15 protein-coding genes and 5 pseudogenes are annotated in these 21012 nt (G+C 67.1%); 9 read left to right on the plus strand and 11 right to left on the minus strand.

From position 1 onward, the window contains the following. Nucleotides 1-4: 4 nt before the first annotated feature. A complete protein-coding gene (locus OJJOAM_RS22140; RefSeq protein ID WP_422651016.1) occupies nucleotides 5-1204 on the minus strand; it encodes a YbfB/YjiJ family MFS transporter in 1200 nt (399 codons plus the stop codon). Nucleotides 1205-1425: 221 nt separating this feature from the next. On the opposite strand from OJJOAM_RS22140, the gene OJJOAM_RS22145 reads away from it, so the two are divergent. Together OJJOAM_RS22145 and OJJOAM_RS22150 are read left to right on the plus strand one after the other, a co-directional pair. After that, nucleotides 1426-2019 carry a TetR/AcrR family transcriptional regulator gene (locus tag OJJOAM_RS22145; protein WP_265635394.1) on the plus strand — a complete coding sequence of 198 codons (594 nt, stop codon included), beginning with the start codon at nucleotides 1426-1428 and terminating at the stop codon, nucleotides 2017-2019. A gap of 171 nt (nucleotides 2020-2190) precedes the next feature. Then, nucleotides 2191-3001: pseudogene (locus tag OJJOAM_RS22150) on the plus strand (SDR family oxidoreductase). Between the two features lie 21 nt (nucleotides 3002-3022). On the opposite strand, the gene OJJOAM_RS22155 reads toward OJJOAM_RS22150, so the two are convergent. Further along, nucleotides 3023-3979, minus strand: a complete 957-nt coding sequence (locus OJJOAM_RS22155; protein WP_422651017.1) for a GlxA family transcriptional regulator — start codon at nucleotides 3977-3979, stop codon at nucleotides 3023-3025. A gap of 261 nt (nucleotides 3980-4240) precedes the next feature. On the opposite strand from OJJOAM_RS22155, the gene OJJOAM_RS22160 reads away from it, so the two are divergent. After that, a complete protein-coding gene (locus tag OJJOAM_RS22160) occupies nucleotides 4241-4882 on the plus strand; it encodes an HD domain-containing protein (RefSeq protein WP_422649862.1) in 642 nt (213 codons plus the stop codon). Nucleotides 4883-5128: 246 nt separating this feature from the next. Here OJJOAM_RS22160 and OJJOAM_RS22165 read toward each other — a convergent pair. Then, nucleotides 5129-5617, minus strand: a pseudogene (locus OJJOAM_RS22165) (GFA family protein); the annotation flags it as partial. Between OJJOAM_RS22165 and OJJOAM_RS22170 the strand changes: the two are divergent. Then, nucleotides 5616-6941, plus strand: coding sequence for an HpcH/HpaI aldolase/citrate lyase family protein (locus OJJOAM_RS22170; RefSeq protein WP_422649863.1), 1326 nt, complete (start codon nucleotides 5616-5618; stop codon nucleotides 6939-6941). The pseudogene OJJOAM_RS22165 and the gene OJJOAM_RS22170 sit on opposite strands and share 2 nt — an antisense overlap. On the opposite strand, the pseudogene OJJOAM_RS22175 reads toward OJJOAM_RS22170, so the two are convergent. The 3 genes and pseudogenes from OJJOAM_RS22175 to OJJOAM_RS22185 all read right to left on the minus strand — a co-directional run. Then, nucleotides 6924-7739, minus strand: a pseudogene (locus OJJOAM_RS22175) (type II toxin-antitoxin system HipA family toxin); the annotation flags it as partial. The gene OJJOAM_RS22170 and the pseudogene OJJOAM_RS22175 sit on opposite strands and share 18 nt — an antisense overlap. Beyond that, a pseudogene (locus OJJOAM_RS22180) lies at nucleotides 7721-7984 on the minus strand (HipA N-terminal domain-containing protein); the annotation flags it as partial. The pseudogenes OJJOAM_RS22180 and OJJOAM_RS22175, both read right to left, overlap by 19 nt. Beyond that, nucleotides 7969-8310, minus strand: a complete 342-nt coding sequence (locus OJJOAM_RS22185) for a helix-turn-helix domain-containing protein (RefSeq protein ID WP_422649864.1) — start codon at nucleotides 8308-8310, stop codon at nucleotides 7969-7971. The gene OJJOAM_RS22185 and the pseudogene OJJOAM_RS22180, both read right to left, overlap by 16 nt. A 268-nt stretch (nucleotides 8311-8578) precedes the next feature. Between OJJOAM_RS22185 and OJJOAM_RS22190 the strand changes: the two genes are divergently transcribed. The 3 genes and pseudogenes from OJJOAM_RS22190 to OJJOAM_RS22200 all read left to right on the plus strand — a co-directional run bounded on the left by OJJOAM_RS22190 (nucleotide 8579) and on the right by OJJOAM_RS22200 (nucleotide 11856). Further along, the gene (locus tag OJJOAM_RS22190) at nucleotides 8579-9553 is read left to right on the plus strand and encodes a hydroxymethylglutaryl-CoA lyase (RefSeq protein ID WP_422649865.1); all 975 of its coding nucleotides are present in this window, start codon (nucleotides 8579-8581) and stop codon (nucleotides 9551-9553) included. A 22-nt stretch (nucleotides 9554-9575) separates the two neighbouring features. Continuing rightward, nucleotides 9576-10728, plus strand: a pseudogene (locus tag OJJOAM_RS22195) (CaiB/BaiF CoA transferase family protein). Between the two features lie 204 nt (nucleotides 10729-10932). Then, a complete protein-coding gene (locus tag OJJOAM_RS22200) occupies nucleotides 10933-11856 on the plus strand; it encodes a tripartite tricarboxylate transporter substrate binding protein (protein ID WP_422651018.1) in 924 nt (307 codons plus the stop codon). Nucleotides 11857-12051: 195 nt separating this feature from the next. Here OJJOAM_RS22200 and OJJOAM_RS22205 read toward each other — a convergent pair whose 3' ends face one another. The 5 genes from OJJOAM_RS22205 to atzF form a co-directional block, all read right to left on the minus strand. Continuing rightward, nucleotides 12052-12822, minus strand: coding sequence for a GntR family transcriptional regulator (locus tag OJJOAM_RS22205; protein ID WP_422649866.1), 771 nt, complete (start codon nucleotides 12820-12822; stop codon nucleotides 12052-12054). Nucleotides 12823-12995: 173 nt separating this feature from the next. Beyond that, entirely contained in the window at nucleotides 12996-13817 is an 822-nt protein-coding gene (locus tag OJJOAM_RS22210) for an ABC transporter ATP-binding protein (RefSeq protein ID WP_226105836.1), read from the minus strand. Continuing rightward, complete coding sequence (locus OJJOAM_RS22215) at nucleotides 13814-14650, minus strand: ABC transporter permease (RefSeq protein WP_422649867.1); 837 nt, start codon at nucleotides 14648-14650, stop codon at nucleotides 13814-13816. The genes OJJOAM_RS22210 and OJJOAM_RS22215 overlap by 4 nt, the downstream gene beginning before the upstream one ends. A gap of 5 nt (nucleotides 14651-14655) precedes the next feature. Continuing rightward, nucleotides 14656-15687, minus strand: coding sequence for an ABC transporter substrate-binding protein (locus OJJOAM_RS22220; RefSeq protein ID WP_422651019.1), 1032 nt, complete (start codon nucleotides 15685-15687; stop codon nucleotides 14656-14658). A 113-nt stretch (nucleotides 15688-15800) separates the two neighbouring features. Then, entirely contained in the window at nucleotides 15801-17498 is a 1698-nt protein-coding gene (atzF, locus tag OJJOAM_RS22225; protein WP_422651020.1) for an allophanate hydrolase, read from the minus strand. A 309-nt stretch (nucleotides 17499-17807) separates the two neighbouring features. Between atzF and OJJOAM_RS22230 the strand changes: the two genes are divergently transcribed. Continuing rightward, nucleotides 17808-19901: a TonB-dependent siderophore receptor gene (locus tag OJJOAM_RS22230; RefSeq protein ID WP_422649868.1), complete on the plus strand. Its 2094-nt coding sequence runs from the start codon at nucleotides 17808-17810 to the stop codon at nucleotides 19899-19901. Continuing rightward, nucleotides 19898-20809: an ABC transporter ATP-binding protein gene (locus OJJOAM_RS22235; protein WP_422649869.1), complete on the plus strand. Its 912-nt coding sequence runs from the start codon at nucleotides 19898-19900 to the stop codon at nucleotides 20807-20809. Before OJJOAM_RS22230 ends, OJJOAM_RS22235 begins: the two co-directional genes overlap by 4 nt. Nucleotides 20810-21012: the final 203 nt, after the last annotated feature.

Below are 21012 nucleotides of genomic sequence, written 5' to 3' on the forward strand. Positions count from 1 at the left end.
GCGCTCAGGAGCGGGCCATCCGCGCATCCCTCGCCCTGGCCGGGAAGCAGAGGTCCGCCAGCAATGCCACGAGGAGCAGCGCCGCGGCGGTCAGGAACAGCAGCCGGTGCGATCCCCCGCTTGCGTTGAACAGCGCGGAATAGGCATAACCCGCGACCGCCATCGCCGCCGCCGACAGGATGCTGGCGCGGCTCCAGGCGATGTTCTGCCGTGGCGCGTGCTCCGGCACGAGTTCGTGCACACGGGCCAGCGCCAACGGCACCATGCCGGGCGCGAAGGTGCCGATGACAACGGTCAGGGCGCCCAGCACCAGCAGATTGTCGGTGATGTAGACCGCGGCCAGCACGATCGCCAGCACCACCGAGACCAGCCGGATGCTCGGACTGGCGCCGAGGCGATCGGCGAGGAAGCCGTACAGCGGTGGGCCCGCGATGGCGCCCAGTCCGTAGATCGCCCAGAATACCGCGCCCAGATGTGTCCCCGCGCCGAGGCCGCGGGCGACGAAGTCCACCAGAAAGACCATCGGCGCCACGGCGGCCGTGGCCATCAGCGCGTACTGCAGGTACAGCATCCAGACGGCGCCGCCAAAACGCGGCGTCGCGACTGATACCGCTTTCGCCGGAACCATGTGGCCACGATCCAGTTGCCGCGGCGGCCACGCGAACCAGCTGGCGGCGGTCAGCAGCGCCGACAGAATGCCCAGGCCGATCCAGGTCTGGGCCAGGCCCAGTTCCAGCAGCAGCGGAATCAGCGTGCCCGATCCCGCAATGCCAAGCCCCAGCCCGAGAAAGATCGCCCCGCCCGCGGCGCCTTTGCGCGCCGGCGGTACGTGCGGCAGGATGGTGCCGGCCACCAGCACCATGACGACCCCGCCCGCCATGCCGGACATGAAGCGCCAGGAGAAATACCAGCCGAACGACAGCGGCACGGCGCAGGCGAGGAAGGCGGCGGTGATCCACACCATCATCAGCCGCAGCGTGCGTTCGTTGCCGAGGCGCGCGCCGACGGCGCGGCCGATCAACGCGCCGCTGACATAGCCGGCCAGATTGGCGGCGCCCAGATAGATCACGCTGGAGGCAGGGAACCAGTGCGCCTGGATCAGTTCGGGAATCAGCGGGGTGAAGGCGAAACGCGCCAGTCCGATGCTGTCGAGGCTGGCGCACAGGCCGGCAAAGATATAGCGCCAGACCAGCGCGCGGTCCAGCTGTGCCGGCGTGAAGGTGGGGGGATGGCTTGGTCATTCGTTCGGTTGTTGAGGGAGGGCGGAGGGAGGCCAACGTCCAGCGACAACGCGATGGACGTGCCATGTTTGACAATCATGTCATGTTTGACAACATAGTCAAGATTGACGGATGTGTCAATCATGCGCTTAAATGGCGGCATGTCTTCCAGGGGCATTTGACGCCCCGGCATTCGGAGAAACAGATGGCTGGCGTTCGCCAATTCGATGAAAGCCTCGCGCTGGACAAGGCGCTGGCGCTGTTCTGGCAGAAGGGCTATGCGGCGACCTCGATGCAAGAGCTGGCCGAGGCCACCGGGGTGCAGCGCGGCTCGCTGTACAACGCCTATGGCGACAAGGAGACGCTGTTCCTGCGCGTGTTCGACGTCTATCGCGAGCGCTTCGTTAGCCAGATGCGCGAGGCGCTGGACAAGCCCAGGCTGCGCGACGCGCTGCGCAGCTTCTTCGGCTGTGTGATTGTTTCGATGACCACTTCGATGGGCAGCGGGATGCCGACCCGCGGCTGCCTCAGCACCAAGACCGCGGTGGGCACCGAAGATCTGGACGGGCCGCTGCGCACGGCCCTGAAGGCCTTGCTCGACGATATCGAGCAGGTGCTGTTCGAGCGCTTGTCACGCGAAGGCGAACCGTCGCAGCTCGCGCTGCCGCCGCGGCAGGCGGCCCGGCTGATCGTCACCTTCACGCGGGGGCTGGTGGTGGTCGAACGGGTCTATCAGGACGAGAAGCGCTTGCGCGCGGCGGCGGACAATCTGGTCGCAGTGCTGCTTGGCGCTGCATAGCGGGTCAGCCGAATCGACGCGCCAGCCCGATTGCCAGGGCGGCACCATTGTTCAAGACCGGCCAACAGTCCTGACAATGCCTGGGCGATGATCTTTTTGGCGCCGCCGCGCATAGTTCTCCCATGTCGCAAGCATTCCCTTCTTTCCGCGACCTTCCAACGGAGAACTGACATGAGCACCGACGAACGCACCAGCCACCGCACCAACGAAGGTACCAACGACAGCACCAACGACCGCACCAACGACCGCACCGCAAGCCGGGTCGCCATCGTGACCGGCGCCTCGCGCGGCATCGGCGCCGCGATCGCGCAGCGCCTGGCCCGCGACGGCTTCACCGTCGTCATCAACTATGCCGGCAGCGCCCGCGAGGCGGAGGCGCTGGCCGGGCAGATCGAGCAGGCGGGCGGGCGCGCCATCACCGCGCAGGCCGACGTCAGCGACAGCGCCGCGGTCCGGCGCATGTTCGACGCGGCCGAGACCGCCTTCGGCGGCGTCGATGTGCTGGTCAATAACGCCGGCGTCATGCGGCTGGCCACGCTGGCCGACAGCGACGACGCCCTGTTCGACAGCCAGGTCGCCATCAACCTGAAGGGCACCTTCAACACGCTGCGCGAGGCGTCGCGGCGCCTGCGCAACGGGGGGGCGGATCATCAATCTGTCGTCGAGCGTGGTCGGCCTGTATCAGCCCACCTACGGCATCTATGCGGCCACCAAGGCCGGCGTCGAAGCGATGACGCACGTGCTGACCAAGGAACTGCGCGGCCGCAATATCACCGTCAACACGGTGGCGCCCGGTCCCACCGCGACCGCGCTGTTCCTCGACGGCAAGCCGCAGGAGCTCATCGAGCGGCTGGCCAAGCTGGCGCCGCTCGAGCGGCTTGGCCAGCCCGAGGACATCGCCAATGCGGTGGCCTTCCTGGCCGGTCCCGATGGCGCGTGGATCAACGGGCAGACGCTGCGCGCGAACGGCGGCGTGATCTGAGGCGCGACGATCTCGCCGGCGCTAGCGGAAGTTGGCGCGATACTGCGCCGGCGAGATCCCCAGCCGCTGCTGGAACAGCACGCGCATGCGGTCGACCGTCACGAAGCCGCACTTGTAGGCGATCGATTTCAACGGCAGGGCGCTGCCTTCCAGCAGATTGCGCGCGATATCGATGCGCGCCCGCTCGATGAACGCGTGCGGCGTCATGCCAGTATCCGCGACGAACAGGCGGACCAGATTGCGTCCGCTCATGCCGACCTCGGCAGCCAGCGCGTCGAGCGTCAGCCTGGCACCGATATTCGCCATCACATAGGCCTGCGCGCGTGCCACCGGTGAGTCGGCCTGGGTCGGCGCCGCGGCCAGATACGGGCTGAACTGCGACTGGCCGCCCTGGCGCTGCGCCACCACCACCAGCCGCTTGGCCACCGCCAGCGCCACCGCGGCGCCATGGTCTTCCCGCACCATGGCCAACGCCACGTCGATTCCGGCGGTGACGCCAGCCGAGGTGACCAGCTTGCCGTCGCGCAGATAGATGCGGTCGTACTCGACCGTGGCGGCGGGAAAGCGCTCCGCGAGGTGGGCGGCATTCTGCCAATGGGTCGTCACCGTGCGACCGTCCAGCAGGCCGGCATGACCCAGCACAAAGGCGCCGGTACAGACGGACCCATGCAGCCGCGCGCGCGACGCCGCGGTACGCAGCCACTTCGACACCGCGGCATCCGCCGGCGCGGTCGGCAGCCCGGGGCCGCCGGCCACCAACACGATATCGAAGCGGGGCGCTTCGTCGCCCAGCGACAGGTCCGGCATCAGCTGCATGCCGTTCGACGCCCGCAGCGGCTTGCGCGTCCTGCCCACCAGCACCGTTTCATAGCGGTCCTTGCGGCCGATAAAGGCATTGGCCTCGGCGAAGACGTCGACCGGCCCGGCGACGTCCAGCGCCTGCACGCCGTCGAGCATCAGGATGGCTACGGTGGTCACGCTCATGGGATGGGTTTCCTGCGGCTGTCTTCAAGCGCCGTCACGATGTCCGGATCTGACGGAATGGCGTCATTGTAGTCAAACACTGCGCAGACCAGAATGAAAGCGCGAGACCGGGACCGCTGTGGCGACCGAAGGCGACCAAGGACGACCCAGGACGGCGGCGGCCCCGGCTGGCAGTTCCCTTCTCACTCTTGCGATGGCGACCGCATCGTGCGCCTTGCCGATGCCCGCCATGCCGATCCTTCAGGAGCAATCAAGATGGCCGAAATCATTGCCGGCATTCGCGTACCCGACAGCGCGATGGCACGCGCCGCCACCCAGCTGGTGCGCGACACCGAGGACGATCTGCTGTACCACCATAGCCGCCGCGTGTTCTTCTGGGGCGCGCTGACCGGCGAGCGCAAGGCGCTGGCCTACGACCCGGAGCTGCTCTATATCGGCGCGATGTTCCACGATATGGGGCTGACGCAGCGCTATGCCAGCGACAATCTGCGTTTCGAGGTGGACGGCGCCAACGCGGCGCGCGATTTCCTGAAGGGCTATGGCATTGCCGAGCGGGATATCGACGATGTCTGGGCCGCGATCGCGCTGCATACGACGCCGGGCGTTCCCGAACATATGCGCCCGACGGTCGCGCTGGTCACGGCGGGCGTCGAGATGGACGTGCTGGGAGTGTGCTATCACGACTTCACCGGCGAGCAGCGCGACCACGTCTGCCGGCATCACCCGCGCGAGCACAACTTCAAGGAAAGCATCATCGACCATTTCGCCGAGGGCACGCGACGCAAGCCGCTGACGACCTTCGGCAACGTCAAGGCCGATGTGCTGGCGCTGAAGGATCCGAACTACCAGCGCCTGAACTTCTGCAGCATCATCCTGGGGTCGGCCTGGCCGACGTGAGCCGGCAGGGCGACGGGGGGCGGGCACGCGATGCGTTCGCGCGCGCCCGGCCCCGAATCCACGCGTTAGCGGCCCGGTCGCGCACCCTTGGCCGCGAATTCCGCGACGAGGGGGGCCATACTCCTCCATCTGCGGGAACTTCGCAAAGCCGTGCACCGCCCCGGTCTTCGCCCAGGGCAGCGCTTCGCTCATGTACGTCTCGACGTACGGCTGGAACCATGCGGCGTCGTCGAGCATGGTTGGGCGGACGTTCACGAAGCCCATGCTCGGCTCCATTTCGGTGAACACCCAGCTCTTGCACCAGTCGCAATGCCGGTGCCGGACCTGCTCGCCGCGCATGCCGCCGACGACGGGCTCGCCTTCGGTCACGCGAAAGCCGGCTTCGGGAATCGCCATCGACAGCGAAAAGGCGCTGGCGCTCATTTTCTGGCAGCCGGTGCAGTGGCACGCCATCGTCAGCAGCGGCGGGGCCGTGATCTCGAAGCGCAATCGTCCACATCGGCAGCCGCCGGTCCAGGGCAGGTTCCAATCGTTCATGGCGATCTCGTCGTCGGTTGGAGAAGACGAAATTCTATGATGGATCGGAATTCCCCCGGCCTTGCCGTCTACCTGGTGGCAATGGCGGCGGCGCGAGTCATCATGTATGTGATGGCGAGGCGCCGGGCAGAAGGGCAGACTGCATGTCGCGCGGTCCCGTACCGCCTGCGCGCCAACCCACTTCGATATCGAGACCATGACCGACGATTTCCTCCGCCTGCGCCGCTCGGTGCTCTACGTTCCCCCGGCCAACGCCCGCGCCATCGACAAGGCCGCCGCGCTGCCATGCGATGCGATCGTGTTCGACCTGGAGGATGCGGTGTCGCCCGCGATGAAGGGCGCCGCGCGCGCGCAGCTTGCGCAAGCGCTGTCTGCGGGGCGACCTGCCAACCAGGAGATCGTGCTGCGCGTCGATGCCTTGGGCACCGCCGAATTCGAGCAGGACCTGATGCTGGCCGCCAGCGCGCGCGTCGACGCGGTGTTGCTGCCGAAGGTCGGCGACGACAGCGATGTCGTGGCATTCGCCGGCGCCTGCGCGGCGCTGGCATGGGACAAGCTGCCAACGCTATGGGCGATGGTGGAGACCCCGCAGGCGATCCATCGGCTCGATGCGATCGTCGCGGCAGGGCACGCGGCCACACCGCGTCTCGATTGCCTGGTGATCGGCACCAACGATCTTGCGAAGGACACCGGTGTATTTGCCGGCGAGGAGCGCCGCTATCTGCTGCCCTGGCTGATGCTGGCCGTGCTGGCGGCGAAACGCTACGGGGTCGACATACTCGATGGTGTCTGGAACGACTTCGGCGACCAGGCGGGCTATGCGGCGGAATTGACCCAATCGGTGCGGTTGGCCTTCGACGGCAAGACGCTGATCCACCCGTCGCAGATCGACGCCGCCAACGCGGCATTCGCACCGTCGGCACAGCAGGTCGCGGAAGCCGAGCGGATCGCCGCCGCCTTCGCGGCGGGCGAGCAGGCCGACGCGGGTGTGATCAATCTCGATGGCAGGATGGTCGAGCGGCTGCATCTGGAGCAGGCGCTGCCTGCGCGTCGCATTCCATATAGCCCCGGCCCACCAGCGTGCGCACCAGCATCGACGCGCTCGATTGCGGTATCCCCAGCTTCTCGACGATTTCGCCGACCCGCAGTGGCCGCCGCTCGCGCTCGAACAGCTCGAGCAGATCGAAGACGCGGTTCGCCGATTTTCACCATGCCTGCATCCACAGCCTGTCTCCCCTTGCCGGGCGGTCGCGCCGCCGGTCGAATGTGCGATGGGATATGGTACGCCCGCTATGCCGCTTCGGACAGGCGCCCGCGCAGGGCTGCGCTGTCAGGGCCGACGCCTGGTGCGTCGTGCAGGAAGCCTGGTGTCCCGCATCATGTATGGTGCGCATGCCTCTATGTCGTGGGGACGTACTCCGCTCTGTTCGAACACCGTCCTCCACTTCGCGACGCGGTCAATAAGGCGCTCGACTTCTGCATGCGCTTCCTGTTCGCTCAGCATGAATCGCGATGCCTGTGACAACGCGTTTGCCAGGGATGGTTCAGAGCCCTGATCGCCGATGACGAGTTGGTGGTAATGGAGGCCTTGCAATTGCGGCTGGAGATCGTACGCGGGCGCCAAGCGCATTGCCTGGCCTGCCGAGTGGAGAAACGCATGGTTCTTCGCGTGGTCATCCGTATTCTCGATCAGGATGTTGAACACCATCCTGCGGAACACTTGGCGACTGTCATCGACTGGCGTCGGTGAGAATCGCCTTGCCACCTCTGCGATATCTGCATAAGACATCTCCGGCTCTGCAATCCCTTCGGCCATCAGCATGGTGCGTGCGCTGGCAAAGTGGACGCGGCTGCCATCGTGCTGCCGATCGAATCTGGCGACAAGCAGCACACTGAACCTGTCAAGCCGTAGCAGGCGGGATTCCGGGACGTGGATTCCGCAGTCTGCCGCCAGTCGTAACGACGCATGCTCCACTGCGCAGAAGTCCACGTCGTCCCCTTGCGCGGGGAACTTGGCAATCCAGGCACGGCCATCGTCGTCGATCGTTGCTTTCGGACGTGCTCCGCCTGCCGTGCCACCGGGACGGAGCAGTTGCCGCAGCCGCTCGTCAATTGGCAACTGCAACTCGAGGGCTTGCGCCGCTTCGAGCAGGCTGTGGAGGTCGCCTCGGTGGAATGCGACCGGATGTTCGACGTTGTACGTCCCGTCGGACATGCAGAAGCCAAGGGCGCCAATGCGGTCCTCCCCGCGAGGGCCAGATAGTCGATGGCAGCGCGGCGGTGTGGATTGAAGACCCGATCGATCACCCTCTGGCCCCATCGGTCCGGTCCGGCGTCCTCGAACACTGGAGGCAACGCAAGACCGGCCGGCGGGACATATTGGCCAAGTCTCAATGGCAGATCCGGCGAAAGGGGAAAGCTGTCAGTCAGATCGAGATAGCTCGGGGCGTAGGAAAACAGACCCTGGCGGCCTCCCACCAGGTCGAGGCGACCGCACAGCACAGGTGTCAATTGTTTGGGGAGATACAGCCAAACGAAGAGATGGTCGGTCACGGCTTGTTCCATGTCACTTTCTTACTCCTGCCGGAGCGCTGAATCCGCGTCAGTTCCAGATCCAGGGCCACCTCGTCCACCGCGGGGTCGGCAATCTGAGCAAGCCAGTTCAGTCGTCCGATCAGCCAAAGAGCCATCGCGTACACGGCCATCGAGACAGTGGGGTCGCCGTTTTCCATCTTTCTCAACGTCGGTACGGATACCTGCATCCGTTCAGCGAACGCCATCATGGTTTCGTTGCGGCGTTTTCGCGCTATGCGCAAGTTGGCCCCTAAAACTTTGAGGGATCTCGCGACCGGGCCGGGAAGCGTGGCGACTGTGCTGGCTTTGCGTGGCATGCAAATAATAATAGAGGTGAAAGGGAGAAATGAAAATTATTATTTGTATTTTGTGTCCATGCTGCGCCATGGGACGTGGTCAAAACACGGCGAAGGATTTCCCATTTGGAATCTTAACGTGCTCGAATCATCGCTTTAGGTGATTTCAGGAATGGCATACATTGCTCCCACCCGGCCGCACGAGATCGCCGATCTCCCGGCCCGCATCCGCGAAAGCCAGCCAGAGCCATGAAAGCCAGCCAATTTCCCCTCCCTGCCCAGCCGTGCCGTGGTCCGCGAGGTGGGCCTGCGCGACGGGCTGCAGAGCGTGCAGACCATCGTGCCGACCGAACAGAAGCGCGAATGGATCCGCGCCGCCTACGACGCCGGCCAGCGCGAAATCGAGATCGGCTCCTTCGTGCCCGCGCGGCTGCTGCCGCAATTGGCCGATACGGCCGAGCTGCTGGCCTTCGCCCGGACGCTGCCGGGACTGTTCTGCTCGGTGCTCGTGCCGAATCTGCGTGGTGCCGAGCTCGCGCTGGCCCACGGCGCCGACCTGATGCTGGTGCCGCTGTCGGCCAGCCATGCGCACAGCCTGGCGAACCTGCGCAAGACTCCCGACGAAGTGGTGGCCGAGGTGGCCCGCATGCGCGCGGCGCGTGACGCGGCCGGTGCAAGCACGCTGATCGAAGGCGGCGTCGGCACGGCGTTCGGCTGCACGATCCAGGGCCATGTCGAGGCCGACGAAGTATTGCGCCTGATGCAGGCGCTGCTCGATGCCGGGGCGGACCGCGTCAGCCTTGCCGATACGGTCGGCTATGCCGATCCCGCGCAGGTGGCCGCGCTGTTCGAGCGCGCCGTCGCGATCGCCGGCGACCGCTTCTGGTGCGGGCATTTCCACGATACCCGCGGATTGGGGCTGGCCAACGTCTACGCCGCGATGCAGGCCGGCGTGAACCGCTTCGACGCCTGCCTCGGCGGCATCGGCGGCTGCCCGCATGCGCCGGGCGCGAGCGGCAATGTCGCGTCCGAAGACCTGGCCTATATGCTGGGCAGCATGGGCATCGATACCGGCCTCGATATCGGCGCGCTGCTGCGGCTGCGCGAGCGGGTGGCGGGCTGGCTCGCCGGCGAGACCCTGCACGGCACGCTGTGGCGCGCCGGCTTGCCGAAGACATTTCCCGGTGTCACCGCTCGCGATGACGCCGGCCTTTCCGCGCCGAGCCGCTGTGGCGCGGCCGCTTCCCCGACCTTTCAAGCCTGATCGCCACCGATTGGGTCATATCATGACGCAAAGCAACGAATCCCTGCCGCTCGCCGGCATCCGCGTGGTCGAGTTCACCCATATGGTCATGGGCCCGACCTGCGGCATGATCCTGGCCGATCTCGGTGCCGAGGTCATCAAGGTCGAACCGCCCGGCGGCGACAGGACGCGCAACCTGCCGGGCCTGGGCGTCGGCTTCTTCCGCGCCTTCAACCGCAACAAGAAGAGCGTGGTGCTGGACATCACCACCGACGAGGGCCGCGCCACCGCGGCGGAGCTGGCCGGGCAGTGCGACGTGCTGCTGGAGAACTTCCGTCCCGGCCTGATGGGCAAGCTCGGCCTGGACTACGACACGCTGTCAAAGACCTGTCCGCAGCTGATCTATGTCTCGCACAAGGGCTTCCTGCCGGGGCCGTACGAGAACCGGCTGGCGCTCGACGAGGTGGTGCAGATGATGGGCGGGCTGTCGTACATGACCGGGCCGAAGGGACGGCCCTTGCGCGCCGGCACCTCGGTCAACGACATCATGGGCGGCATGTTCGGCGCGATCGGCGTGCTGGCCGCGCTGCGCGAGCGCGATCGCACCGGCCGCGGCCAGGAGATCCAGAGCGCGCTGTTCGAGAACTGCGTGTTCCTCGCCTCGCAGCACATGCAGCAGTACGCGATGACGGGCGAGGCGCCGCCGCCGATGCCCTCGCGCGTATCGGCCTGGAGCGTCTACGACGTCTTCACGCTGGCCGACGACGAGCAACTGTTCATCGGCGCGGTCAGCGACAAGCAGTTCGTCACGCTGTGCAGGGTGCTGGAGCGGCCGGACCTGCTCGACGTGCCAGAGTACGCCAGCAATGCCTCGCGCGTCGCGGTACGGCCGCAACTGCTGGAGCAGCTCGGCGGCATCCTGCGGCATCACCGCGTCGCCGAGCTGGTGCCAAAGCTCGAGGCGGCCGGCATTCCGTACGCGCCGATCGTACGCCCCGATCAGCTGCTCGACGACGTGCATCTGAAGGAGAGCGGGGGGACTGGTGTCGATGCAGGCCGAGGACGGCTCGACGGCGCCGGCCGTGCTGCTGCCGCTGCTGATGGGCGGCCGCCGCCCCGGCGTACGCATTCCCTTGCCGAAGGCCGGCGAGCACAACGACGAAATCCTGGCGCGCCTGGGCAAGGGCGCGCGCTGACAGCACGGAGGTGCCGGCGCGCGATCTGCGCCGGCCAAGCCCGAACAGGCCGCGGCACAGCGGCCGGACACTACCCATGCGGAGACAACATCATGCATTCCCCCCGCTCGCGCGCCATCGCGCCCTCGCTGCCGATCCGTCGCAACGTGATCAAACTGGCCGCGGCCGCGGTCACGCTCGGCATGCTCGGCGTGCCGGCGCTGTATCCCCCTTCGGAACGCGCAGGCGCAGCCGGGTTCCGGCAAGCCGATCCGGCTGATTCTGCCGATCAGCGCGGGTTCCGGTGTCGATGCGATCGTGCGGACCGCCGCGCCGGCGCTGGGCAAGGCGCTCGGCCAGCCGGTCGTGATCGAGAACATGCCCGGTGCGGGCGGCATCACCGGTACGGCCGCGGTGGTCAAGGCGGCGCCGGACGGCACCACGCTCGGCATGGTGTCGAACAACCACGCGATCAATCCGAGCGTCTTCAAGTCGATGCCGTTCGATGCGATCAAGGACATCACGCCGATCAGCGTGCTGGGCGCGACCTCGCTGGTGCTGGTGGTCAGCCCGAAGGTGCCGGCGCGCAACGTCAAGGAGCTGGTCGCCTTGCTGAAGGCCAAACCGGACGAGTACAACTACGCGTCCTCGGGCAACGGCACCGTGATTCATCTGGCCGGCCAGATGTTCCTGGAGGAGGCCGGCGTCAAGGCGCGCCATATTCCTTACAAGGGCACCGGTCCGATGGTCACCGATCTGCTGTCGGGTCAGGTTCAGTTCGGCGTGGTCGCGCTGAACGCCGCGCTGCCGCATCTGAAGGCCGGCACGCTGCGCGCGATCGGCCTGTGCGGCGCGACGCGTTCGCAGGCGGCGCCCGATATCCCGACCATCGCCGAACAAGGCTTGCCCGCCTACGACATCGAGGGCTGGTTCGCGCTGGTCGGTCCGGCCAACCTGCCGCCCGCCGAGGTCCAGCGCCTGCACGATGCCTTCGCCATGGTCTTCACCAGCCCCGAGGTGGTCGAGGCGCTGAAGAAGCAGGCGACCGCCACGCGGCCGACCACGCCGGCGCAGGCGGCAACGTTCTTCGCCAGCGAGGCGGCGCGCTATGCCACGCTGGTCAAGAAGGCCAACGTATCGGTCGAATAGCGGCACGCGGGGCTTCCCGGGATTTGAGCGAAGAGGAAGTGCGCAATCTGCGCGCGAACGCCGCCGATTACGTCCGCCGCGGCGCGGATTACAAGAGCCGACTGAAGAAGCTCGTGTGACAGGGCACTTGCGCCCCACATATGTGCGGCACGTGTTCCGAGCGATACGCCGAGGGGAAACACCCGCTTCGCGGCGTCAGCTGCGACCGTCGCCCCCGGTCCCTCCATGATGTCGGGCCAGATGCAATTGGTGCAGCGTGATCTTGCGCACTTCCGCCTGGCTGCTGCCGATATGCGCGCGCAGCAGCATCGTGGCCTGGTCGGCGCGCTTGGCGAGGATCGCGCGCAGGATCTGCGCGTGCTCTTCGTAGGTGGCCTCGATCCGGAACGACTTGGTGAAATCGAGACTGCGCACCATGCGGATGCGCTCGGTGATGTCGCGGTGTATCCGCGCCATTTCCGCATTGCCGGCCGCCTCGACCAGCGCGCAATGGAATTCCTCGTCCCATTGCCGGACCTGGACGCCGTCGGTACTGCGCCGCGCGGGCTCCACCAGCCAGATCGCGGCCAACTGCTCCATGCGGGAGCGATCGACCGCGGCACCGTACACCGCAGTCCCCGTGCACAGGCGCTGCGCCGCCGTGGTTTCCAGCACCATGCGCAGGTCGTAGAGCTGCTCGTAGCGGTCGAAGTCGAACGGCAGCACGCGCCAGCCGCTGCGGAACATCACCTCGACATAGCCCTCCTGCTGCAGACGCACCAGCGCCTGGCGCACCGGCGTGCGCGACACGCCCAGCCGGGCGCACAGCTCCAGTTCGGTGAAGCGGTCGCCGGGCAGCAGCCGGAACTGGCCGATGTCGCGCTTCAGTCCGTCGTAGACCTGGTCGGCGACCAAGCGCCGCGGGCCGGCGTCGGCGTCGGCCGTTCCCGTTGGGGTTGCCGTCCCGGTGCGAGGGCGGGCGGTCATCGGCGCCGCCTTTGTGGGCGCCGTCTTGGGCGCCGTCCTGGATGTTGTCTTGACCGCCTTGATGGTGGACGCGCGTGCCTGCTTGCCGAGGGTCTGCATGGAAAGAAGGTGTCTCCGTCTTCTGCTGCTTCGAAGCATACCGCGCGGCGGGCCGTTCCGGCGCCGCGCGCAGTTCAGCGCCGCACCTCGCGCTGGAAGATTTCCATGCTGAGCCGCTTGGTATCGACGAAGCTGGGCTGCGACAGCGTCTCGACCGTGCGGGGCCGCGCATCGCCGTAGTGCAGGATTTCCGCGACCCGCGTCGGGCGTTTGGTCAGCAGCAGCACTTCGTCGGCCAGGTAGACCGCTTCCTCGAGATCGTGCGAGACAAGCATCATGGTGGTGCCGGTCTGCATGAAGACCTCCTGCAGCTTCTCGCGGATGAACAGCGTCATCTCGAAATCCAGCGCCGAGAAGGGCTCGTCGAGGAACAGCACTTCGGGCTTCGGCGCCAGCGCGCGCATGATCGATGCGGTCTGCTGCTGGCCGCCTGACAGCTCATACGGATAGCGGTTCAGGTCGAACTTGACGTCGAAGGAGGCGACCAGCTCGGCCATGCGGCGGTCGACCTCGGCCTTGGATTGCCCGGCCATCTTCAGCGGGTAGGCGATATTGTCGATGGTCCGCATCCACGGAAACAGCGCCTCGCGGTAGTTCTGGAACACGTAGCCGATCTTGGTGTCCTTCAGCGACTTGCCGTCGAACAGAATTTCGCCGGCGTCGATCGGCACCAGCCCGGCAATCATGTTGATCAGCGTGGACTTGCCGCATCCATTGGGACCGAAGATCGAGACGATCTTGCCCTTCGGGATATCGAGATCGAAATTCTCGTACAGCGGCCAGCCGGCGAAGTACTTGGTCAGCCCACGGATGGTGATATGCGTGCCGGCGGGGCCGGGACGGAAGGCCGGCTTCGGCGTATCCGCGAAAACGGGGGCGTTGATCACTGCGCTCATCTGCCGCTCCAATGCACGATCCGGCGTTCGATCACCAGAAACAGGATGTTCAATACATAGCCGAGCGCGCCCGCGGCCAGGATCGCCGCGTACATGCTCTTGACGTTCAGAACCTGCTGCGCGTCGATGATGCGATGGCCAAGGCCGTTCTCCGAGCCGATGAACATCTCGGCGACGATCACGATCACCAGCGCCATCGATACCGCCGAGCGCAGGCCGACGAAGGACGGCTGCAGGCTTTCCCAGATCAGCACGTCCTTGAAGATCTGCCAGCGCGAGGCACCCATCACCTGCGCCGCTGCCACGCGCTGCTTGCGCGCGTTGATCACGCCGTAGGCGCTGTTGAATACCACGATCAGCAGTGCGCCGAACGCGGCGATCGCCACCTTGTTGATGTCCGAGACGCCGAAGATCAGCAGGAATAGCGGGATCAGTGCCGACGACGGCGTCGAGCGGAAGAAGTCGATCAGGAACTCGACGCTGCGATAGGCCTTCTCGTTGCTGCCGAGCACCACGCCCAGCGGCATGCCGACGACCGCGGCCACGAGGAAGGCCTGCAGCGTGCGCGCGACCGTCACCAGGAAGTCGGTCAGCAGCGGACCGCCGAGCAGGCCCGACACCAGCGTGGCGATGGTGTCGGACGGCGGCGGCAGCAGGATGGCCTTGATGAAGCCGCCGCGCACGGCCAGGTCCCAGATGATGAACAGCACCAGCGGGCCCAGGAAGGGCAGCAGGCGGCTGCCCAGCGATACCTTCGGCGGCGCGGGCGTGGATGCCGCCGCCGCGGCGGCCCATGGCGGAGAGACAGGCGAAGACGTGGTCGTTTCCGGCATGGCAATCAACCTTTGTAGAGCATCGAGTCGACCAGTACGCGCTTGCTGAAGATGCCCTTCTCGGCGAACAGGTCGAAATACTTCTGGAAGTACGCCACGTCGCTGGGCTTGAAATCGGTCGAGAACACGTAGTCGACCATCGGCACCTCGGCCGTCAGCGCCCCGTCGATGGCGGTATAGCCCTTCAGCGATGGGCGCGCCTCCGGCAGGTTCTTCTGCACCAGTTCGACGCCGCGCCGATAGGCCGCGATGTATTTGCGCGCGACGTCGGGATGCCTGGCGATGAATTCGCTGGACAGGCTGGCCGATCCGCCGAACCAGGGTGCCATCGGATCGCCCAGCAGGTATTTGGCGATCACGCCGACCTCCAGCGTGCGGGTCGCGCCATTGAGGCGGCCGATCGTGCCGGTCGGCTCCAGCGTGTAGCACGCTTCGATCTGGCCCGCGGCAATCGCGGCCACATGCTGACCGATCGGCAACTCGACCACCGTGGCGCCGGTCGCGCCGGCGCGCTCGAGCACCGTCCTGGCCATCAGCACGTTCTGCACGCCGGGCCCGCAGCCGATCTTCCTGCCTTTCAGCTCGGCGATGCGCTGGATCGGGCTCTCCTTCGCGACCAGGAATTCGTCGAGCACGTACCTGGCATTGCTCGGGTTGGCGCAGAAGATCTTGACCAATCCCGGCTGGGCGATCTCGCCGATCGCCAGCGCGGCCGACGCGGTTCCACTGGCGCTGCCCTCGGCGCGCCCGGCGAGGATGGCTTCGGTGACCTGCTGCGGGCTGGCGAACTTCAGCGCCTGCACATTCAGGCCGGCCTCCTTGAAATAGCCCTTGTCGATTGCGGCGAAGAAAGGCAAGCCCGAGGCGACCGGCCAGAAACCGATGCGGATCGGCGGCGCGCTTTGCGCACGCACGATGGCGGGTGCGGCGATGGCGCCGAGCGCGGTCGCGGCGGCGGCCTTGAGCACGCTGCGGCGGCCGCGCTGCGGCGTTGCGGTGTCGGAAGCCGGCAACGCGCGGGCAGCGCGGGAGGGCATGGATTCACGGGGCATCAGATCGCTCCTGGAGGTTGAGGTCGCTGGTCGGTAGTGAGGCACGGGAAGTGTTCGGCGTGGGCCGGGCTCGATGGTCGGTGCGAGAGACGATTCCGTCAGGCGTTGGCCGCGACATAGGCGCGCCAGCCGCCGAAGTGGCTGATGTCGGTGGCACCGGCCAGCGCGAACGGCTCGCACAGGAAGCCCTGCACTTCGCTGCCGTCGTCGAGGCGGATGCGTCCGATGCCAAGCGGCGCCGGGATCAGCGCGACGAATGAGCCATAGTCCTGCATCGGCATTTCCCAGATTTCCAGCGCGATGCGGTGCCCGGTGCCGGGTGCGACGCGCAACAGCCCGGGCTTTGCCGGCGTGCTGTCCGGCAGCGCGTAGAGCCGATAGTCGGCGGCGGTCGTGGCCGCGGATACCAGGCGCCCATGGCGCTCGGTCAGTTGGCGGTTCAGCGGCATGCCGCTCAGGTGCGCGCCCACCACGGCCACCCGCACGGTGTCCTGGCACACGGGTGTGAGCCCAGGAATCGAGCCGGGCGTGGGCAACGGCAGGCCGGTCGCGCCCTGCGTCAGTCCGCTGCGGTGGTGATAGCGCTGCCCCAGTTCGGCCAGTTGCAGATCGCTGCCACATGGGCCGATCAGCGTGATGCCGAAGGGCAGGCCGTCCGCGCGCAGGCTGCTGGGAACCGACAAGGCCGCGTAGTCGAGCAGATTGACGAAGTTGGTATAGGCGCCGAGATGGCGGTTCAGCGCGATCGGGTCGTCGCGCATCTGCGCGATCGTGTAGTGGGTCGGTGCGGTCGGCACTAGCAGCAGGTCGATGCGCTCCCACATCGCTGCCGCGCGCTGCCCGAGCGCACGCAATCGCGTCTGCGCGTCGAACACGTCGGCCGCGCTGTAGTCGCGGCCGCTGGCAACGATGCTGCGAACCGGCTCGAACACGTCGGCTTCGTGCGCATCGAAGAAGCGGCGGATCGCCGCGTAGCGCTCGGCCACCAGCGCGCTGTCGTAGAGCAGGGCAGCGGCCTCGGCGAGCGGCGCGTAGTCGATCGTCACCGGCTCGCCGCCCAGTTCGCGCAACCGTTCGATCGCGACGGTGAATTCGCGCTCGGCAAGCGCATCGCCGCAGAATTCGAGCGTGTTGGGGACGCCAAAACGGAAGGTGGCCGGAAAGGGGCAGCGACAAAGCTGCAGGTCGCGTGAGTACGGGTCGAGCGCGTCGTAGCCCTGGGCAACGGCCAGTACACGGGATGCCGTGTCGACCGTGCGCGCGAAGATGGACACGCAGTCGACGCTCTGCGCTGCCGGCAGTACGCCGCGGGCGCTGATCAGACCCTTGCTCGGCTTGAGCCCGACGATATTGTTCAGCCCCGCGGGCACGCGGCCGGAGCCGGCGGTATCGGTGCCCAGCGCGAAATCGACTTCACCGGTGGCCACCACATAGGCCGAACCCGAGCTCGATCCTCCAGACACATAGCGCGCATCGAAGGCGTTGGGCACCGCGCCATAGGGCGAACGCGTGCCGTTCAACCCGCAAGCGAACTGATCGAGATTGGTCTTTCCATACAGCGATGCACCAGCCGCAAGCAGGCTCTGCACCACCGGCGCGCTGTCGCGCGGCATTCGGTCGAACGCAGGGCAGGCCGCCGTGGTCGGGTAGCCGGCCAGATCGATGTTGTCCTTGATCGCAAACGACAGCCCGGCCAACGGCCCGTCGGCCGCTCCGGCAAGCGCGGTGTCGAAGCGCCGGATCCAGGCCGGGGACGTCTCGTCATGAAGAATAGGGTCGGCAGCGGCAGGTCGCATTTTGGTGCATCCAATCTTGTATCCAAGATGGAATGCAACCGCCATGCCAGCTCTCCCCGCCGTGTCCCGGCTCGCGGCGAAAAGTCTGCGCGCGCTCCAACGCAGAACCGATTTGGCGCAATTGACTTCTAATGATAATGCAATATCATTATCGGATTTGTCGACCTGGCCGACCTTATCGACCTTATCGACCTTATCGACCTTATCGGCCTCGTCGACCTCGTCGATCTCATCCACCCTGACCCGCTCACCGTGCGCTCTACCATGCAAAGACAACCTCATACAAACCGATGGCAGCAGCGCGCCGCCGTGGCTTTGCTGGCCACGGCGCCGGGCATCTGCGCGGCGCAGGAAGGCGAGGCCGGAGCGGTCGCGGAGCTGGAGGCGGTGACCGTCACCGGCACGCGCGAGCGGGCCTACCGCGCGGTGGTCGCCCCCACCGCCAACAAGAGCGATACCGCGCTGAAGGAGACGCCGTTCTCGATCCAGACCGTGACGCGCGAGCTGATCGAGGATCGTGGCGTGTTCACGCTGGGCGAGGCCATCCGCACCGTCCCGGGCGTGACGGCGCAAGTCGGCTGGGGCGGCAGCAACGACCGCTTCCGGCTGCGCGGCTTCGCGACCTCGGCGAACCTGAAGAACGGCTTTCGCCGCAGCGTCTTCGCCCCGGTCGACGAGATGGCCAACATCGAGCAGATCGAGGTGCTCAAGGGCCCGGCGTCCGCGCTCTATGGCCGCTTCGAGCCGGGCGGCGTGGTCAATATCGTGACCCGCAAGCCGTTGGACAAACCGCAGCACAGCGTGGAATTGACCGGCGGCAGCCACGACTTCCGCCGCGCGACGGTGGACAGCACCGGGCCGATCAGCGACACGCTGAGCTACCGGATCACCGGCTCGTGGCAGGACAATCGCAGCTTCCGCGACTTCGTCGACGCGCAGACGCTGTTCGTCTCGCCGGTGCTGCAGTGGAAGCTGGCACCGCAGACGCGCCTGACGGCGGAATTCGAGTTCGGCCGCCGGCGCGGCGCCTTCGACCGCGGCTTCGGCAACAGCCCGTTGTTCCTGAACGTGCCGATCCATTACAACTATGGCGAGCGGGACGCGCGGCTGGACAACGACAGCGCGCTGGGCTCGCTGGTGCTCGATCATCGCTTCGACAATGGCTGGGCGTTGCGCGCCGGCGCGCTGCGCTCGTATGCGCGCACCGATGCGGTCTGGTATCCGTATGGATTTCCCGCGCTCAGCGGCGCCGATGGCCCGAACCCGCAGGTCAATCGCCGCAAGCAGCGCAATATCGACCGGCAGACCGATACCATGCTGATGGCCGAGGCCTCGCGCCGCTTCGATACCGGCGGCATCGGCCACCGCGTATTGATCGGTGCCGATTACAACTGGGACGAGTGGGACTTCAGCGCGCAGGCGAATCTGGGGCCGGGCGGCTTCCCGGTGAACCTGCCGATCGATCTCTACCACCCGGTGCATGGCGCCAACGCCGGCGCGCTGCTGCCGTACGACGGCTCGCGCTACGCCAGCCGCAATCTCGGCCTGTATGCGCAGGACGAGCTGCAGTTCGGAGCGCATTGGCGATTGCTGCTCGGCCTGCGCTACGACCGCTCGCGGACCAGCGCGCGCGCCCAGTACCTGCAGGCGGCGGACACGCTGGTCCGGCATGACGACGCGCTGTCGCCGCGCGTGGGGCTGACGTGGACGCCGGTCGAGCCGGTGTCGTTCTACGCCAGCTGGGCGCGGTCCTTCCTGACCGAACCGTCCGGCGGCATGCTGCGCGCCGGCACGCTGCCCGCGCCGTCGCGCGGCAAGCAGACCGAAATCGGCGCCAAGTTCAGCCTGCTGGACGGCCGGCTGGAGCCGACCGTCGCACTGTTCGACATCCGCCGCAGCAACGGCGTGGTCTCCGATCCGGAGGACTTCAACTATGTGGTCCAGGTCGGCGAGCAGCGCAGCCGCGGCTGGGAGATCGACGTGCCGTTCAGCATCACGCCACGCTGGCGCGTGCTGGCGAGCTACACGCAATACAAGGCCGACATCGCCGCCGACAGCAATCCGGCGCTGGTCGGCAAGCTGCTGGCCAATGCGCCGCGCCGCACCGCCAGTATCTGGACCACCTACGATTTCGCCGGCGCCGCGTCGGGACTGAGCGTCGGCATCGGCGCGACCTATGTGGGCGAACGGCAGGCCAACACGGAGAACTCGTTCGCTCTGCCGTCCTACACGCGCTGGGACGCCAATATCGCCTACCGCTTCGGCAAGGCGTGGCGCTACAAGCTGCAGCTGACGGTGCAGAACCTGGGCGATCGCCGCTATTACGATTCCGGCGGCGCCTTCGTGCCGACCTATCCGGGCGCGCCGCGCACCGTGTTCGCCAGCTTCGGAGCGACGCTGTGACGGTGTTGGCGACCACGGGACTGTTCGCCGGCCATGGCGGGCGTCCGCTGCTCGGGCCGCTCGACCTGTCCATCCCGAGCGGGCGGTTCGTCTGCCTGCTGGGCGCGAATGGCGCCGGCAAATCGACGCTGATCCGCACGCTGTGCGCGATGCAGGCGCCCGTGGCGGGACAGGTGCATCTGGACGGCGAGTCGATCCACGCGATGCCCGCCGCGCAACGTGCGCGGCGTCTTGCCGTGGTGTTGACCGAGCGGGTCGACGGCACGCTGATGCGCGGCTACGAGCTGGCCAGCATGGGTCGCTATCCCTATCTGGGCTGGGCCGGCCGGCTGAGCCCGGACGATCATCGCATCGTGCACGACGCGATGGCGAGCGCCGGCGCCCTGTCGCTGGCGGAGCGGCTGGTTGCCGAGATGTCCGACGGCGAGCGGCAGAAGATCATGATTGCCCGCGCGCTGGCACAGCAGCCGCGCTTGCTGGTGCTCGACGAAGCGACCGCCTTCCTCGACCTGCCGCGTCGCGTCGGCACGATGCAGCTGCTGCTGGATCTCGCACACCGGCATGGCCTCGCGGTGCTGCTGTCCACGCACGACCTGGAACTGGCGCTGCGCTACGCCGACGAGTTGTGGTTGATCGACGGCCAGCGGCGGTTGCATGTCGGCGCACCGGAGGACCTCGCCATCGACGGCGTGCTGGGGGGCGAGCTTTGCCTCCGACGGACTGACCTTCGATCTCGAACGCGCGGAGCTGCGCGTGGGACCGGCCGGTACCCGCGCGATCCGGCTGGAAGGCGCGGGGCTTCGCGCCAGCTGGGCCGCACGGGCGCTGGAGCGGGCAGGGTATGTGCGCGATCCCGCCGCCGCGCTGACGCTGCGCGCCGATGCGGCGGGATATACCGTCGCCGGTGAAGGCGGCGTGGCGACGTGCTATCCGACGCTTGGCGCGCTGGTCGAGGCGCTACGAAGGCCGTCGAACGCGACGGCCTTCGCGCAGGGGCCGCGGTGAACCGGCGCGGGACCGTGGCGGCAACCGTGGCGGCAACCGGGGCCGCAACCCGGGCTGCAACCCGGGCCGCGATCGCATCGGCGACCGCGCGGGCCACGGCGTCCGC

Origin of the sequence: Cupriavidus sp. H18C1 (genome assembly GCF_049311595.1) — a bacterium.
Classification (GTDB): Bacteria; Pseudomonadota; Gammaproteobacteria; order Burkholderiales; family Burkholderiaceae; genus Cupriavidus; species Cupriavidus cauae.